At 69.2% G+C, this 16,215-nt stretch carries 13 protein-coding genes and 1 tRNA gene; 6 read left to right on the top strand and 8 right to left on the bottom strand.

Going from position 1 to position 16,215, the window contains the following annotated elements; genetic code table 11:
• Nucleotides 1–121 precede the first annotated feature (121 nt).
• Nucleotides 122–1,045 (top strand): branched-chain amino acid transaminase, encoded by a 924-nt coding sequence (locus tag NON22_RS01355; RefSeq protein ID WP_257385096.1) that lies wholly within the window; start codon nucleotides 122–124, stop codon nucleotides 1,043–1,045.
• Between the two features lie 29 nt (nucleotides 1,046–1,074).
• On the opposite strand, the gene NON22_RS01360 is transcribed toward NON22_RS01355, so the two are convergent.
• The 6 genes from NON22_RS01360 to rimK form a co-directional block, all read right to left on the bottom strand.
• Complete coding sequence (locus NON22_RS01360; protein WP_257385097.1) at nucleotides 1,075–2,373, bottom strand: sensor histidine kinase; 1,299 nt, start codon at nucleotides 2,371–2,373, stop codon at nucleotides 1,075–1,077.
• A 95-nt stretch (nucleotides 2,374–2,468) separates the two neighbouring features.
• The gene (locus NON22_RS01365; protein WP_257385098.1) at nucleotides 2,469–3,155 is read right to left on the bottom strand and encodes a response regulator transcription factor; all 687 of its coding nucleotides are present in this window, start codon (nucleotides 3,153–3,155) and stop codon (nucleotides 2,469–2,471) included.
• Nucleotides 3,156–3,553: 398 nt separating this feature from the next.
• Entirely contained in the window at nucleotides 3,554–5,329 is a 1,776-nt protein-coding gene (locus NON22_RS01370) for a M56 family metallopeptidase (RefSeq protein ID WP_257385099.1), read from the bottom strand.
• Entirely contained in the window at nucleotides 5,329–5,727 is a 399-nt protein-coding gene (locus NON22_RS01375; protein ID WP_257385100.1) for a BlaI/MecI/CopY family transcriptional regulator, read from the bottom strand. The genes NON22_RS01370 and NON22_RS01375 overlap by 1 nt, the downstream gene beginning before the upstream one ends.
• Before the next feature lie 111 nt (nucleotides 5,728–5,838).
• On the bottom strand, nucleotides 5,839–6,315 hold the full coding sequence (locus NON22_RS01380) for a hypothetical protein (RefSeq protein ID WP_257385101.1): 477 nt from the start codon (nucleotides 6,313–6,315) through the stop codon (nucleotides 5,839–5,841).
• Between the two features lie 200 nt (nucleotides 6,316–6,515).
• Complete coding sequence (rimK, locus tag NON22_RS01385) at nucleotides 6,516–7,412, bottom strand: 30S ribosomal protein S6--L-glutamate ligase (protein WP_257385102.1); 897 nt, start codon at nucleotides 7,410–7,412, stop codon at nucleotides 6,516–6,518.
• 464 nt (nucleotides 7,413–7,876) lie between these two features.
• On the opposite strand from rimK, the gene NON22_RS01390 reads away from it, so the two are divergent.
• Nucleotides 7,877–8,638, top strand: coding sequence for a TerC family protein (locus NON22_RS01390; protein WP_257385103.1), 762 nt, complete (start codon nucleotides 7,877–7,879; stop codon nucleotides 8,636–8,638).
• On the opposite strand, the gene NON22_RS01395 is transcribed toward NON22_RS01390, so the two are convergent.
• Nucleotides 8,617–10,032 carry a toll/interleukin-1 receptor domain-containing protein gene (locus NON22_RS01395; RefSeq protein ID WP_257385104.1) on the bottom strand — a complete coding sequence of 472 codons (1,416 nt, stop codon included), beginning with the start codon at nucleotides 10,030–10,032 and terminating at the stop codon, nucleotides 8,617–8,619. The two genes, NON22_RS01390 and NON22_RS01395, sit on opposite strands and share 22 nt — an antisense overlap.
• 346 nt (nucleotides 10,033–10,378) lie before the next feature.
• Between NON22_RS01395 and paoA the strand changes: the two genes are divergently transcribed.
• Genes paoA through paoC form a run of 3 tightly spaced genes read left to right on the top strand, consistent with a single transcriptional unit; the run spans nucleotide 10,379 to nucleotide 14,180 of the window.
• Nucleotides 10,379–11,029, top strand: coding sequence for an aldehyde dehydrogenase iron-sulfur subunit PaoA (gene paoA, locus NON22_RS01400; RefSeq protein ID WP_257385105.1), 651 nt, complete (start codon nucleotides 10,379–10,381; stop codon nucleotides 11,027–11,029).
• Nucleotides 11,026–11,982: an FAD binding domain-containing protein gene (locus NON22_RS01405; RefSeq protein ID WP_257385106.1), complete on the top strand. Its 957-nt coding sequence runs from the start codon at nucleotides 11,026–11,028 to the stop codon at nucleotides 11,980–11,982. Before paoA ends, NON22_RS01405 begins: the two co-directional genes overlap by 4 nt.
• Nucleotides 11,979–14,180 (top strand): aldehyde oxidoreductase molybdenum-binding subunit PaoC, encoded by a 2,202-nt coding sequence (gene paoC / locus NON22_RS01410; RefSeq protein WP_257385107.1) that lies wholly within the window; start codon nucleotides 11,979–11,981, stop codon nucleotides 14,178–14,180. Before NON22_RS01405 ends, paoC begins: the two co-directional genes overlap by 4 nt.
• A 102-nt stretch (nucleotides 14,181–14,282) precedes the next feature.
• Here the strand turns inward: paoC and NON22_RS01415 are convergent.
• Nucleotides 14,283–14,356, bottom strand: a tRNA-Gly gene (locus NON22_RS01415).
• Nucleotides 14,357–14,574: 218 nt separating this feature from the next.
• On the opposite strand from NON22_RS01415, the gene NON22_RS01420 reads away from it, so the two are divergent.
• The coding region (locus tag NON22_RS01420; protein WP_257385108.1) for a DUF6600 domain-containing protein at nucleotides 14,575–16,215 on the top strand (1,641 nt) is incomplete at its 3' end.

Consider the following 16,215-nt stretch of genomic DNA (forward strand, 5'->3'; position numbering starts at 1 on the left):
TCGGCACGGTATTGGCCGCCGCTCCCGCCTCGTCTCCCGGGCCTTATTCCGGCCGCCGCGCTAGGCAAGCAGCGCGCGCAGCCGCTAGGCTTGCCGCCTTCGCCCGCCCGGAATACCCGCCATGGCCATGCAATACCCCGAATTCATCTGGCAGAACGGTCGCATCAAGCCCTGGGCCGAGGCGACCACCCACGTCATGTCGCACGCCCTGCACTACGGCTCTTCGGTGTTCGAGGGCATACGCTGCTATGAAACCCCGTCCGGGCCGCAGATCTTCCGCCTGACTGACCATAACAAGCGCCTGTTCCAGTCGGCCAAGATCTACGACCTGGCCATGCCCTACACCCTGGCCGAGATCAACGCCGCCTGCCGCGACGTCATCAAGGCCAACAATTTGCGCAAAGCGTATTTGCGGCCGCTCGCCTATCGCGGCCTCGGCGGCTTCGGCCTGTCGGCGGAAACACCGACCGACGTGGTCGTGGCGACATGGGAAATGGGCCCGTATCTCGGCCCGGACGTGCTCGAACGCGGCATCGACGCCTGTGTGTCGAGCTGGCAGCGCTTCGCGCCGAACACCATTCCGGCTGGCGCGAAGGCCGGCGGCAACTACCTGTCGGGCCAGCTGATCGCGCGCGAGGCGCGGCGCCTCGGCTTCGGCGAAGGCATCGCGCTGGCGTCGACCGGCCTGCTCAGCGAAGGCGCCGGCGAGAACCTGTTCCTGGTCTTCGACGGCGCGCTGCACACGACGCCGGTGGCCAGCGCGATCCTCAACGGCATCACGCGGCATTCGGTCATGACGCTCGCGCGCGACAACGGCATCCCGGTCGTCGAGCGCGACCTGCCGCGCGAATACCTGTATCTCTGCGACGAGCTGTTCATGGTCGGCACGGCGGCCGAAATCACGCCGATCCGCTCGGTCGACGGCAAGCCGGTCGGCGACGGCAAGCCCGGCCCGCTGACGGGCCGTATCCAGGACCTGTTCTTCGGCCTGTTCCAGGGCAAGACCCCGGACCGCCACGGTTGGCTCGAACCGCTGGACGCCTGAGGCGACGGCGACAGCGACGCGCCGCGGCTTCAGCCGCGGCGCAGGCGGAAGTCCAGGGTCGCCGCCGCGCCGCCCTGCGGCCGCGGCCGCAGCGACACCTTCCAGTCATACAGCTCGCAGAGCCGGCGCACGATGGCCAGGCCGAGGCCGGCGCCCTTGCCGGTCGCGCCTTCGCCGCGGTAGCCGCGCTCGAACAGGCGCTCGGCGTCCTCGATCTTGATGCCTGGGCCGGAATCCTCGACGACGACCTTGCCGTCGCCGATGCGCACACGCACTTCGCCCGAGGGCGTGTACTTGAATGCGTTGCCGACGAGATTCGTCAGCGCGACGGCGACCACCGACGACGGCGCGACGACCTCCAGCGGCCCGTCGACCTCGAGCACGACCTCGACCGGCTTGTTGGCCAGGTGCGTGCGATTGACCTCGACGACCTGCTCGGCCACGCGCACGACATCGGTGGTCTCGCCGTCGCTGGGCGCTTCGCGCTGGCGCCGCGACAGCAGCAGCAGGGCTTCGGTCAGCTCGGTCGACTGGCGCGAAGCGCGCTCGATGCGCTTGAGACGGTCGCGCGTCTTCTCGCTCTGGTTCGGCGCGGCCAGCAGCAGCTCCACCGTGGTCGCGATGACCGCGAGCGGCGTGCGCAGCTCGTGGCTGACGTCGGCATTGAACTCGCGGTCGCGCTCGACCATCTCGGTCAGGCGGCTGCGGTAGTCGTCCAGCGCCGCGGCCAGCTCGCCGACTTCGTCGTTGGCGTAGTGCGACGCCAGATCTTCCGCCGGCGCGCCGTTCTTGAACGCGCGCAGGCGCTCGGCCAGATCGGCGACCGGCCGCATGACGCGGCGCGCCGACCAGTAGCCGAGCAGGAACGCGAGCAGCGAGAACACGAGCACCGCGGCGACCAGCGCGGTCACGAGCTGGCGTTCGCCGAGCTCTTCCTTGGCGACGTCGTAACGGTAGAACGCCCAGAGATCGGCTTCCTTGCGCACCGCCAGCTTGTACGGCCGCTCGCGGCCGTGCTCGTCGGGCTCGCGGATGTCGTAGACGCCGGTGCCGTACTTCTGCCAGGCGAACGGCACGTTGGCGAACTTGCGCTCGCTGACGATCAGCGCCGTGACCGCCGAGAACGGGAACTGCGCGCCCTCTTCCGGGTGCTCGCGCTTGAAATCGAGGAACTTGTTGACGCCGTCCTGCAGCGACGCATTGATCAGCTGGTCTTCGAGCGTGCCGCGCAGGCCGATGACGGCCAGCGCGAACAGCGCCGTGAGCGCCATGCCGAACAGGCCGAAGGAGATGACGATGCGGCTGCGGAGCCGGCGGCGGTAGCGCACGGACGAATCTCTGTATGAAGCGGAACCTGCTTTTGACCCGGCCGGCGGCCGAGGTCAAGAGCCCGGCGGCGGCGCGGTCTCCCCCGATGATCCGGTCAGCTGCTGGCGGCGTCGGGGTCGGCCATGCGATAGCCGATGCCGTGGCGGGTCTGGATCAACGGCTTGTCGAACGGCTTGTCGAGCGCCGCGCGCAGGCCGTGGATGTGCACGCGCAGCGAGTCGCTGTCGGGCAGTTCCTCGCCCCAGACGCGGTGTTCGAGATCCTGGCGCGTGACCACGGACGGGCTCGCTTCCATGAGGAACTGCAGCAGCTTCAGGCCGATCGGGTTCAGCGGGATCTGCTTGCCGGCGCGGGTCACCGTCAAGGTGTCGAGATTGAAGCTGAGGTCGGCGACCTGCAGCACGCGGCTCTGCGGGCCCTTGCCGCGCCGCGCGAGCACGAGCAGGCGCGCTTCGAGTTCCTGCAGCGCGAACGGTTTGGTCATGTAGTCGTCGGCGCCGGAATCGAAACCGGACAGCTTGTGGTCGAGTGCGTCGCGCGCGGTCAGCATGAGCACCGGCGTCTGCTTGCGCGCCTCCTGGCGCAGCTTGCGGCAGACCTCCAGACCGTCCATGCCTGGCAGGGTGAGGTCGAGCACGATTGCATCGAATTCGTTGACGACGGCCAGATGCAGGCCCGTGACACCGTCGCCGGCGAAGTCGACGACGTGGCCCTTGTCTTCGAGGAAGTCGCCGATGTTGGCCGCGATGTCCCGGTTGTCTTCGATCACGAGTACGCGCATGGGCCTAGCTTAACGAACTCCATTTCGGAAAGGGATGCGCCGGTTCGGAAGGAATGCGCCGGAACGCGGGAGGAAGTGTACGGGGGGAGCGACGAGCGGCGCGGACGGCCATAAAAGATTGGCCCAAGGAGGTGCCATTGGGGGAACGCACCTCGCTTGGGCCAAATAGCTACTGCCCCGATTACCGTAGTCTGCTAGTCACGACCTGACCAGGAGTGTTCGCAGGAGTACAGTGGGTGCAACTCTAGAAAAACGCGGCTTAAATCGGCGTTAAGTGCCGTTGAGAGACACGTTAAGTATCAATGCGCTGGCGTAGCGAGCCGCGATGACGGCTGAAGTTCCGACGCGCTGCATCGGGCGGCCGGCTCCGGCAGGGCGCCGGGCCGGCCGCGAGGCGCTCAGTTCAGCGCCGGGATCTCGGTGACCGGCGAAGCGCTGTCGCCGGCACGGCGGCAGATGCGCGAACCGGTGATCGTGCGGCAGTCGCCGGCTTCGAGGGTCGTCGCTTCCTCGATCGCACTGCCGGCCGGCAGAGGCGCGCCGCCTTCGAGCGCGAACACGAACAGGCGCGAATAGCGGCGCGAGCCCGCCTCGAAGCTGCCCGGCACGAAGCGCCATTTGCGCAGCGCGCTGAGGGCGGCCGAGTCGAATACGGTCGGCGGGTTGGACTGTTCCACGCGCACGTCGCGCACGCGGCCGTCCTCGTCGACGTAGTAGGACAGACGCACGCTGCCCTCGATGCCGCGCAGCAGCGCGCGCTCGGGGTATAGCGGCTGCACGGCGTGCGCGGCCATCGGTTCGCGGATCGCCACGACCGTATCCAGGGTCTGCGGCGCGGCCGGCGTCGCGTCGGAGGCCGGGCTCGGAGCCGGCACGGCGGCCGGCAGCGGCTTGACCGGCGCGGTCTCGACGAGGCTGGCCACGGCCGGCGCCTCGCTCGGCGGCGCGGTCTGCGTGATCGGCAGCGCGGCGGGCGGTGCCGCCGTGAGGGCCGGCGCGACGGGCTCGACGACGGCCGGTTCGGCCAGGATCGGCAGACGCGGCAGGCGCACCCCGCGGCGGTCACCGATCATGTCGGCGACGGCGATCGGCGCGGCAGTGATGCCGGCCTGGTCGCGCAGCAGCAGTTCGCGCAGCGGCTGCGGAGCAAGCAGCGCGAGCATGTTTGCGTTTTCCCAGGCGGAGCGCTGCGCATAGCCGAGCACGATGACGGCCAGACCGACCACGAACAGCGGCAGCAGGCGCACCGGTGCGCGCAGGTCCAGCCGCGTCGTCGGCAGCTTCGCGATGTGCTGCACGCGTTCGAGCAGTACGCCGCCGGTGGCCTGCAGCGCGAGCGCGCCGGGGCCGTCGAGGCGCAGTTGTTCGAGATCGGCCAGGGTCGCGACGTAATCGCGCGGATTGGCCTGGCTCATGCGCAGCACGAGTTCGTCGCAGCAGATCTCGCGCTGATCGCGCAGGTCGCGCGAGATCCAGTGCACGACCGGGTGATAGAACAGCACCGTCTCGACGACGACCTGGGCCAGATTGACCAGGTGGTCCCAGCGGCGCAGATGGCCGAGCTCATGGGCCAGGATCAGCTCGATCTGGGCTGCCGGGAAGCGCAGCGCGACGGCGGCCGGCAGCAGGATGACCGGGCGTATCCAGCCGACCAGGGTCGGCGTCTCGATCTTCGTGGAATACAGCAGGCCGACCTTGCCGAGGCCGAAGCGGGCGCAGAGCCCGGCCAGGCGCCCGCTCCATTCCGGCAGCGGCGAGCCTTCGCGGATCAGCCGATTGAGACCCTGCCAGTGCAGCAGCGCGCGCAGGCTCAGCACGACGACGCCGCAGCCCCAGAGCGCGACGAGCCAGGGCAGATAGTCGGTCCACTGCTGCAGCAGGCCCTGCGGCTCGGCTGCGAACGTCGCCGCGGCGGCGGCCGGCGCCGCGGTCAGCGCGGCGAACGGCTCGGTCGCAGCAGCATCGGCATACAGCACGAACGCAGTCACGATCGGCGCGACGGTCAGCAGCGCGAAACCGACGAGACCGAGCGTATAGCGCGGCGTGCCGGCGGCCAGGTGGCGGCGCAGCAGGCCGTAGGCGGCGCCGATCAGCGCGCCCTGCCAGAGAAAATGCAGCAGCACCAGGCCGAGCAGGTGCACGCCGGATGCCAGTCCCCCGACGGCGGCGTCCATCACTTGGACTCCCGGTCCAGGCGATTCAGCAACTGACGGATTTCCTTGAGTTCTTCACGCGAGGCGCTCTGGCTGCCGAGCGCATGCAGCACGAGCTGCGAAGCCGAACCGTCGAACACGCGGTCGACGATGTCGGACAGAAAGCGTTTCTGGGTGCGTTCCTTGCTTACGACGGCACGGAACACGTGTGCGCGCTGGGAGTCGTCGCGTTCGACCAGCCCCTTGGCGTGCATGACCTGCATGAGCTTCAGCGCCGTCGTATAGCCGCCGCCTTCATGGGCGTAGAGGGCCTCGTGCACGTCGCGGACCGTACCGCTGCCGCGGTCCCAGAGGACGCCGAGAATGGCCAGTTCGGCCTCGGTAGGCTTGGGTAGATCGGAAACGCGGCGGGTCGTCACGGCGGCCACCTCAACGAATGACTTCGTACAGCATGCCGCAGCCGGCGACGTCGGGCAAGCAGGAAAAAAGAGGGCGGCGGCCGGTCGTGCCGGCGCCGCCCTTGCCCGCCATCAATTGGTGCGGACGCCGTCGTCGCCGGTGCTGCGCAGGAAGTCCCGCGCGTCGCGGCGCTGGCGTTCGCGCTCTGCGAACGTGGAACACTGCTTCTGCTTGCGGTTGGAACCGGTCGGCGCGACCTGCTGGCAGATCAGGCGGCGGCCGTCCTTCTTGGTCAGGACCGCGTTGACGTCTTCCTGGGCCTCGAGCAGCTTGCCCTTGTCCTCGCGGCTCATCTCGTCGACCGAGTTGCTCTTGGCGAGCAGCGCCGCGATCTCGTCGAGACGCGTGTTGACCTGGGCGCGCTCGGCGGTGTCGACGAACTCCCAGCGACCGCCGGCCTTCATCTGCTGGCGGATCGCCGCGGCCTGGTCGTCGAATTTTTCCTTGGTCACGGCCTGCAGGGCCGGATCCAGCTTTTCCGCCGCCATGGAGCCCATGGCCAGCGACATACCCACAGCGAACACAACAGCCTTGGCAAAACGCTTCACGTCGCTCACTCCGTCTCAACCGTCAGATACCCATGCCCCCTGCCTACCGTCTTCGGATATCAGCATGAGACAGCGGCCGGGCGATGCTAGGTAAGGCGGCCGGCGCTTGTCAACGGCAACCTTCGTACGATGACATTCATTGACGAAAGAAAAGCGCCGCGCACGACCAATGGCACATGCGGCGAAGCCGCGTCGCTCGATCAGACGCCGCGACGCTTGCGCCGCAGCGCGGCCGCGCAGACGTAGTCGATGATCGCGCCGGCGACGTCGACGGAAGTCGCCGCCTCTATGCCTTCCAGGCCCGGCGAAGAATTGACCTCGAGCACGAGCGGACCGCGCTTGGAACGCAGCAGGTCGACGCCGGCGACGTTGAGCTGCATCGTTCGCGCGGCGAGGATGGCGACCTCCTGCTCGCGCGCGGACAGCTCCACCTCGCTCGCGCTGCCGCCGCGGTGCAGGTTCGAGCGGAACTCGCCGGCGCGCGCCTGGCGCCGCATCGCCGCGACGACCTTGCCGCCGACGACGAAGCAGCGGATGTCCGCGCCCTTGGCTTCCTTGATGAACTCCTGCACGAGGAAGTTCGCATACAGCCCGCGGAACGCCTCGATCACGCTCTGCGACGACGAGCGCTTCTCTGCCAGCAGCACGCCCTGCCCCTGCGACCCTTCGTTGAGCTTGATCACGTGCGGCGGGTCGCCGAGCAGCGCGAGCAGATCGGCCGTGTCGTCGGGGTTGTCGCCGAACACGGTGTCGGGCATGCCGACTTCCTGGCGCGCGAGCAGCTGCAGGCAGCGCAGCTTGTCGCGCGCGCGCAGCACCGCGTCTGAGCCGTTCGGCGTGTAGACGCCCATCATCTCGAACTGGCGCAGCACGGCCGTGCCGTAGAACGTGATCGACGCGCCGATGCGCGGGATCACTGCGGCGTAGTCGGCCAGGCGCTTGCCCTTGTAGTGGATGCTGAATTCGCCCGGCGCGATACGCATGTAGCAGCGCAGCGGATCGAGCACGCGCACGCGGTGGCCGCGCTCGCGCCCGGCCTCGACGAGCCGTCGCGTCGAGTACAGCTTTGAATTACGCGACAATATTGCAATGTTCATACGAAATCTTCCGAGCGCCGACGACCCGCGAGGGCGCGTCGGAACCGCGCAGGCGTTGCGAGAAGGCGGCGATCCTGCCGCGGTACCGGAGCCGGAGATGGATTCCGCGGCGGCGCTGCGACAGGCTGCATCCCACCCGGCGCGGCCGCGGCGACGCGCGACGATAGCAAGAATGCGGTTGCCGGAGCTATCGCCGCGCGACGGCCGCGGACCGGCGCCGCGGCGCTCCGCGGCCCAGGCCGCGTCCGCCATCCTCGCGAGGACTTCACACCGGCCGATGCTAGGCTGCCGGCGCGGGGAATCCGGGTCGACGCAGCGCCGCCGCAGGCGGCAGCGGACGTCGGCGGCGCGGCCGGTCGCGGCGGCGCAGGACTCCCGTCATCCACGAACGTCGCCCGCACCACGCATCCCGCGTGCAGCGCGGGTCTGTGTGCCCTGCCCCGTCATACCGCCCGGAGAGCGTCATGGAAATGCTGGCCCACCCCGAAATCTGGATCGCGCTGGCCACCCTGACGGCGCTGGAACTCGTGCTCGGCATCGACAACATCATTTTCATCTCGATACTCGCGGGCAAATTGCCGGTCGACCAGCGCGACCGGGCCCGCCGCCTCGGCATCGCGCTGGCCGCGATCACCCGTCTGGCCCTGCTGTTCGCGATCTCCTGGATCGTCAGCCTGACCGCGCCGCTGTTCGCCGTGTTCGGCCACGCGATTTCCTGGCGCGACCTGATCCTGATCGGCGGCGGCCTGTTCCTGATCGGCAAGGCCACGCACGAGATCCACCAGAAGCTCGAAGGCGCGTCCGAGCACGTCGGTCCCGGCACGGCCGCGGCCAGCTTCGGCGGCGTCATCGTGCAGATCATGCTGCTCGACATCGTGTTCTCGCTGGATTCGATCATCACCGCCGTCGGCATGGTCGAGCAGCGCTGGGTCATGTTCGCGGCCATCCTGATCTCGATCGCGTTCATGTTGCTGTTCGCGCGGCCGATCGGCGAGTTCGTCGAGCGCCACCCGACGGTCAAGGTGCTCGCGCTGAGCTTCCTGATCATGATCGGCCTCGTGCTCATGGCCGACGGCTTCGGCCAGAAGATTCCGAAGGGCTACATCTACGCGGCGATGGCGTTCTCGGTCTTCGTCGAGCTGATCAATCTCTGGATACGGCGCCGCGCGCAGCAGCCGGTGGAACCGGTCAAGCTGCACGAACGCTACGAGGCCGACGAAGGCTGAGGCGCGACGGGCGGTTCTCCGGCGTGATCGCAGGTACCGGAGGACGCGGCGCCGGAACCCCGCACCTGCAGGCTGTCGCGCAGGCGCGGCAGCAGCAGCGCGACATCGACGTATGCCGACGACGACGGCGCGACGCCGTCGTCGCGCATGACGGCCGCCAGCCAGAGCTGGGCACGGAACGGCGCGTCGCGCACGCCGGCCGAAGCGAAAGCCGCGGGCCGGCCTTCGAGCAGCGCATCGAGCACATTGGCGCTCAGCTCGAATCCGTCGAGGGCGGCATAGCGCAGCGCGAGAGCGCCGTAGCTCAGGCGCTCCCGATCCGCCCCGGTTCCGGCGAGCGTCGACAGCACGCGCCACTGCTGCACGAGTAGGCTGCCGTCGCCGACGCAACGCTCCAGATAGCGCCGCTGCGCCGCATCCGTCGCGTCGAGCGCGGGCAATACCAGCACCTCGGCGATCGTGACGGACGCGTCGCCGACAGCCTGGATGCGGCACGGCTCGCCGAACCGGCATTCGCCTTGCCCGAGCACCGGCTTGCCCGCGCCGAGCTGGTTTTTCAGGCGCACGAGAAACGTGCGGTTCCAGCCGGTCATCGCCGCATAGCTCTCTGCGACGTGGCTCGCATTGGTCCGGCCAAGCTGGCGCCCCTGCATCTCGCCGTACGGACTCGGCTGGCAGACCTCGCTGGCGTCGCCGGTCTGGCGAAAGCACAGCAGCGGCACGGGCAATCTCCAGACGCCTTCGGCCTGCGGGTTCCAGGCCTTGCCGTCGGGCGCGGTCGCGCGGATCTCGGCGAGCACGAACACCCCGCCGGGCATCGTCAGATCGGTCGGAACCGGATCCGCACCGGAGCTCGTGCGCCACGGCAGGCCGAAGCGCAGCACGAGCGGCAGCAATGCGGAAGCGGCCGCGGCCAGCAACCGGCGTCGGCGCCGGCGTCGCACCGCATCGGACCGGGCCAGATCCTCGGCGACCGCGACGAGGCCGGCGGCGATCGCCGCGAGCACGGCCGCCCGGTCTTCGGCCAGATCCAGCGGCACGCCGTCGACCGGCAGCGCATTGAGCTTGCCGAACGGCGCGCCGCGCCAGTCGCAGCGGCGCAGGATCACCGGCACGACGACGGTGCCGCGTTTGCGCCGGTTGTCCAGCGCGCGCCACATCTCGCGCGCGCATTCCTCGGAACCGAGAAACGCCTCGCTGACGAGCAGCACGACGATGCGAGCCCGCTCGAGCGCCGCGGCGATGTTCGGAAAGATGTCGTCGCCGGCGATCATGCGGCGGTCGTGCCAGACGTCGAGCAGTCCGCTTCCGGCCAGCGGCTCCAGCGCATCGGTCAGCTCCTGCCGGTACGCCTCGTCCTTGTGCGCATACGAAATGAACAGCGTTGCCGCCACCGGGCTGCCTCCGGCCGTGATGGACGGCCCCGTCTTGCAACTGCTGCAAGAGCGGCGGTTATCTCAGGCGCAAGCCGCGAGGGCCGTCCGGCGCCGGCCACGACGTGGCACGACGTCGTCACGCGACGCGTGCGCCAACGGCCTCGGCTGGCGGCGTCCCGCCCGGCGTCTTCGAGCGCGCGCCGCCGGCGCGAATGGCGGGCCGGACAATCGCCGGGCGCGGTGCCGCCACGCCTGGCTGGAAAACTCCGGTGAGGACCGGTCCGAAGAACGGACCAGACGATCACGACCCACTAACGAGCCGCGTGATAACTGCTTCGCGCGGTAGCGTCAGGAGATCGATCCGATGGACGAGAATTCTCCGTTGAAGATGACGCGCCGGCAGGTGCTGATCGCAGGCGGCGCATCCGCCGCGGCGACCGTCCTGCCGGGCGCGGTCGTGCTGGCCGCGCAGACCACGGCGCCCGCGCCGGCGACGGCGCCGGTGCTCGTCGACGTCACCCTCGCCGTCAACGGCAGCCGGCACACGCTCGCGCTCGACACGCGCACGACCCTGCTCGACGCCTTGCGCGAACGCCTGCACCTGACCGGCACGAAGAAGGGCTGCGACCACGGCCAGTGCGGCGCCTGCACGGTCATCGTCGAAGGACGGCGGCTCAATTCCTGCCTGACGCTTGCAGTGATGCACGATGGCGAGCGCATCACGACGATCGAAGGACTCGGCACGCCGCAGCGCCTGCATCCGCTGCAGGCTGCGTTCGTGAAGCACGACGGCTATCAATGCGGCTATTGCACGCCGGGCCAGATCTGCTCGGCGGTGGCCGTGCTCGAGGAGATCAGGAACGGCATACCGAGCCATGTCACCGAAGACCTGACGGCGGCACCACCGCTGAGCGCGGCGGAAGTCCGCGAGCGCATGAGCGGCAACCTCTGCCGTTGCGGCGCCTACTCCAACATCCTCGACGCGATCGACGACGTCGCCGGAGGGCTCACGTGAAAGCCTTCAGCTACGAACGCGCTCGCACGCCGGCCGAAGCGGCAGCGGCCGTCGCCGGCACGCCCGGCGCGAAATTCATCGCCGGCGGAACCAACCTGCTCGATCTCATGAAGCTCGAGATCGAGACGCCGGCGCATCTCGTGGACGTCAACGGCCTTGATCTCGACACGATAGCCGAGACCGGCGACGGCGGCCTGCGCATTGGCGCACTCGTGCGCAATACCGACCTCGCGGCCGACCCGCGCGTGCGGCGCGACTACGCGGTGCTCGCGCGGGCCGTGCTCGCAGGCGCGTCGGGACAATTGCGCAACCGCGCGACGACCGCCGGCAACCTGCTGCAGCGCACGCGCTGCCCGTACTTCTACGACACCGACCAGGCCTGCAACAAACGCCATCCCGGCAGCGGCTGCGCCGCGCTCGGCGGCTTCAGCCGCCACAACGCGATACTCGGCGTCAGCGACGCCTGCATCGCGACGTATCCGGGCGACATGGCCGTCGCGCTGAGCGTACTCGACGCGAGCGTCGAAACCGTCCGCCCGGACGGACAGACGCGCACCATTCCGATCGGCGAGCTGCACCGGCTGCCGGGCACGACGCCGCAGATCGAGCACACCTTGCAGACGGGCGAACTGATCGCCGCGGTCGTCCTGCCGAAGCCCGCCGGCGGCCGGCAGGTCTATCGCAAGGTCCGTGACCGCTCGTCCTACGCGTTCGCGCTGGTGTCGGTCGCCGCAGTCGTCCAGCGCGACGGCAGCGGCCGCATCGCGCTCGGCGGCGTCGCACACAAGCCCTGGCGCGTCGATGCGGCCGACGCGGCGCTGCCGCGCGGCGCGAAAGCCGTCAGCGCCGCCCTGCTCGACGGCGCGAGGACCACGCCCGACAACGCGTTCAAAAAGCCACTGGCCGAACGCACGATCGCCGCCGTGCTCGTGGACGCCCGGAGGCCGGCATGAAATTCGACAAGCCCGCCACGACGAATCCGATCGATCAGGGCAAAATCGTCGGAAAGCCGACCGACCGCATCGACGGTCCGCTGAAGACCACCGGCACCGCGCCGTATGCCTACGAGCGCCATGACGTCGTGCCCGACCAAGCCTACGGATACATCGTCGGCGCCGGCATCGCGAAGGGCCGCATCGATCTGCTCGACGACAGCGCCGCGCGCAAGGCGCCGGGCGTGCTCGCCGTCGTCACGGCGAAGAATGCCGGCAAGCTCGGCAAGGGCAATTTCAACACGGCCCGGCTGCTCGGTGGCCCGGAGATCGAGCACTACCACCAGGCGATCGCGCTGGTCGTGGCGGAAACCTTCGAGCAGGCGCGCGCGGCCGCGCAGACGATCCGCGTCGATTACGTGCGGAGTAAAGGCGCCTACGATCTCGCGCGGGCGAAGGACTCGGCCGTGATGCCGACCGGCAAGAACGAAAAAGACACGGCGGTCGGCGACTTCGCCGCCGCGTTCGAGCGCGCGCCCGTGCAGTTCGACGCGACCTACGGTACGCCCGACGAATCGCACGCCATGATGGAACCGCACGCGTCCATCGCTGCCTGGGACGGCGACAAGCTCACCGTCTGGACGTCGAACCAGATGATCGCCTGGGGCGTCGGCGACATGGCCGCGACGCTCGGCATTCCGAAGGGAAACGTGCGGCTGATCTCGCCGTACATCGGCGGCGGCTTCGGCGGCAAACTGTTCCTGCGCGCCGACGTGCTGCTCGCCGCGCTCGGCGCCCGGGCGGCGAAGCGCCCCGTCAAGGTCGCGCTGCAGCGCCCGCTGATGATCAACAACACTACACACCGGCCGGCGACGATCCAGCGCGTGCGCCTGGGCGCGACCAGGGACGGAAAGCTCACGGCGATTGCGCACGAGAGCTGGTCGGGCGACCTGCCCGGCGGCGGCCCCGAAGTCGCCGTGCAGCAGACGCGCCTGCTCTATGCCGGCGAGAACCGCGTGACGCGCCTGCGGCTCGCGACGCTCGACCTGCCCGAAGGCAACGCGATGCGCGCGCCCGGCGAGGCGCCCGGCCTCATGGTGCTCGAAGCGGCAATGGACGAGATGGCGGAAAAGCTCGGCATCGATCCGGTCGAGTTCCGCATCCTCAACGACACGCAGGTCGATCCGGAAAAGCCCGGCCGCCCGTTCTCGCAGCGGCGCCTCGTCGAATGCCTGCGCACCGGCGCCGAGCGTTTCGGCTGGAGCAAGCGCAACGCCGCGCCGGGCAAGGTGCGTGACGGACGCTGGCTCGTCGGCATGGGCATGGCCGCCGCGTTCCGCAACAACCTGCTGACGAAATCCGGCGCCCGCGTGCGCCTCGGCGGCAACGGCATCGTCACCGTCGAGACCGACATGACCGACATCGGCACCGGCACGTACACGATCATCGCGCAGACAGCCGCGGAGATGATGGGCGTCCCGCTCGATCGTGTGGTCGTGCGCCTCGGCGACTCGGCGTTTCCGGTGTCGGCGGGCTCCGGCGGGCAATGGGGCGCGAACAACTCCACGTCGGGTGTCTATGCGGCCTGCGTGAAGCTGCGCGAAGCCGTCGCGCAGAAACTCGGGCTCGACGCCGGCACAGCGGAGTTCGCCGACGGACAGGTGATCGCCGGCGAGCGCCGCTCGGCCCTCGCGCAGGCGGCCAAGGACGGCGAACTCGTCGCCGAGGACGCGATCGAATACGGCGAACTCGACAAGCGATACCAGCAGTCGACGTTCGGCGCGCATTTCTGCGAGGTCGGCGTGGACGCGCACACCGGCGAGATCCGCGTGCGCCGCATGCTCGCGGTGTGTGCGGCCGGCCGCATCCTCAACCCCAAATCGGCGCGCAGCCAGGTCATCGGCGCGATGACGATGGGCGTCGGCGCGGCGCTGATGGAAGACCTCGTCGTCGACAAGCGCCTCGGCTTCTTCGTCAACCACGACCTCGCGAGCTACGAGGTGCCCGTGCACGCCGACATTCCGCACCAGGACGTGATCTTCCTCGACGAGACCGATCCGATCTCCTCGCCGATGAAAGCCAAGGGTGTCGGCGAACTCGGCATCTGCGGCGTCGGTGCCGCCGTCGCCAACGCCGTCTACAACGCAACCGGCTTCCGCGTGCGGCACTATCCGATCACGCTCGACAAGCTGCTCGATCATCTGCCGACGGTCGGCTGACGAGGCCAAAGCCGGCTGCACCGACTTCCGGTCCCGCCGGACTGCCCCGGGCTGAGCGTGTCGTGCGCCGCAGACGTTTTCGGTGACCGGGAATTGCCGAACTGGAGCGGGCGATGGGAATCGAACCCACGTCAGTAGCTTGGGAAGCTACAGCTCTACCATTGAGCTACGCCCGCGGCCGCGGTATTTAGCCATAGCCGCGGCAGCGGGGGCAATGCGGCCGCGAGGGGATACCGGTCGGGAAAGGCGGCGCTAAAGCGTTGTTGAACGGTGGAAAACCCGGCGGATTGTTCGCCGGGGCGGCAGGTATGCGTTCAGCAAGCGTACGCTCAGATAGTCGCGCCGCAGCGGCTCCCGTGGGGATCCGCCGGCGGCTCATTCGGAGGAGACTTTCATGTCGATGTTCACGCGGTTCGCGGCGATCCTGGGCGGCGCACTGCTGGCGCTGGCTGCGGTAGGCGCCCACGCCGAATACGTAGATCCCCCCAGCCGCGTCGCGCGGCTGAGCTTTACCCGCGGCGAGGTCAGCTTTTCGCCGGCCGGCGAGGACCAATGGGTCGCCGCCGTGCGCAACCGTCCGCTCATCCGCGGCGACCGGCTCTGGACCGACCGCGGCGCGCGTGCCGAGCTGCAGGCCGGCAACGCGACCTTCCGCGTCGATGAAGGCACCAGCCTGCAGATCCTCAATCTCGACGATCGCACGGCACAGCTGGAAATCACCCAGGGCACGCTGAATCTGCGCGTGCGGCGCATCTATGCCGAGCAGATCTTCGAAGTCGACACGCCGACCCTCGCGTTCGTCATCTCACGTCCCGGCGAATACCGCATCGACGTCGACCCGCGCGGCCGCCACACGACCGTCGCCGTCTGGGACGGCGGCGGCGAAGCACACGGCGAGCGCGCGAACTTCCGCGTCCGCGAAGGCGAGGCGATCCGCTTCTACGATACGGCGCTGCAGGACTATGAAGCGTTCGACATCCCGCGTCCGGACGATTTCGACCGCTTCTGCCTGGACCGCGACGAACGCTTCGACCGCTCGGTCTCGCGCCGCTACGTGTCCGAAGACCTGATCGGCTATTCAGATCTCGACGAGTATGGTTCCTGGAGCGAAATCACCGAATACGGCAACGTCTGGTTCCCGAGCCGCGTCGCGGTCGACTGGGCGCCGTACCGCGACGGCCGCTGGATCTGGCAGGACCCCTGGGGCTGGACCTGGGTCGACGCCGCCGACTGGGGCTTCGCGCCGTTCCACTATGGCCGCTGGGTCCACGTGCGCAACCGCTGGGGCTGGATCCCGGGCCCGGTCAGCGTGCGTCCGGTCTACGCGCCGGCGCTGGTCGCGTTCGTCGGCGGCAGCAACTTCAGCATCAGCGTCAGCACGGGCCGGCCGATCGGCTGGTTCCCGCTGGGTCCGCGCGAGGTCTACGTGCCGCCGTACCGCGCGAGCCGCAACTACTTCACCAACGTCAACATCACCAACACGGTGATCAACAACACCTACATCACGAACGTCTACAACGACTATTCGGGCGGCCGCGACCTGCGCCGTCTGAACTACCTCAATCGCGACGTGGCCGGCGCGGTGACCGCGGTGTCGAGCGACACGTTCGTCAATTCGCGTCCGGTGCGCCAGCAGATGGTCGCGGTCAACCGCGACATGGCGGCGCGCGCCGAGGTCACGCCGATCGCCGCCTTCGCGCCGAATGCGCGCAGCGTGATCGGCAGCGAACGCGCGGCGACGGCCAAGCCGCAGCGCGAAGTGTTCGAGCGTGCCGTGGTCGCGCGCACGGCGCCGCCGGCCGCGCCGGTGCCGTTCGCCGAGCGTCAGGCCGTGCTGCAGCGCACGCCGGGTCGCGGACTCAGCGAGGACGCGATGGCCAATCTGCGCACGCCGCGCGAAGGTCCGGCCGCCCGCGCGCCGGAGCGCATCCGCGTCGTCGGCGAAGGTGCTGCGAACACGCGCAGCGCCGACGCGGACCGCGTCGAACGCGGCGGCCCACAGCGCGAAGGCCGCACGACCGGCGCTGCGCCGGGC

Source organism: Tahibacter caeni (assembly GCF_024609805.1).
Lineage (GTDB): Bacteria > Pseudomonadota > Gammaproteobacteria > Xanthomonadales > Rhodanobacteraceae > Tahibacter > Tahibacter caeni.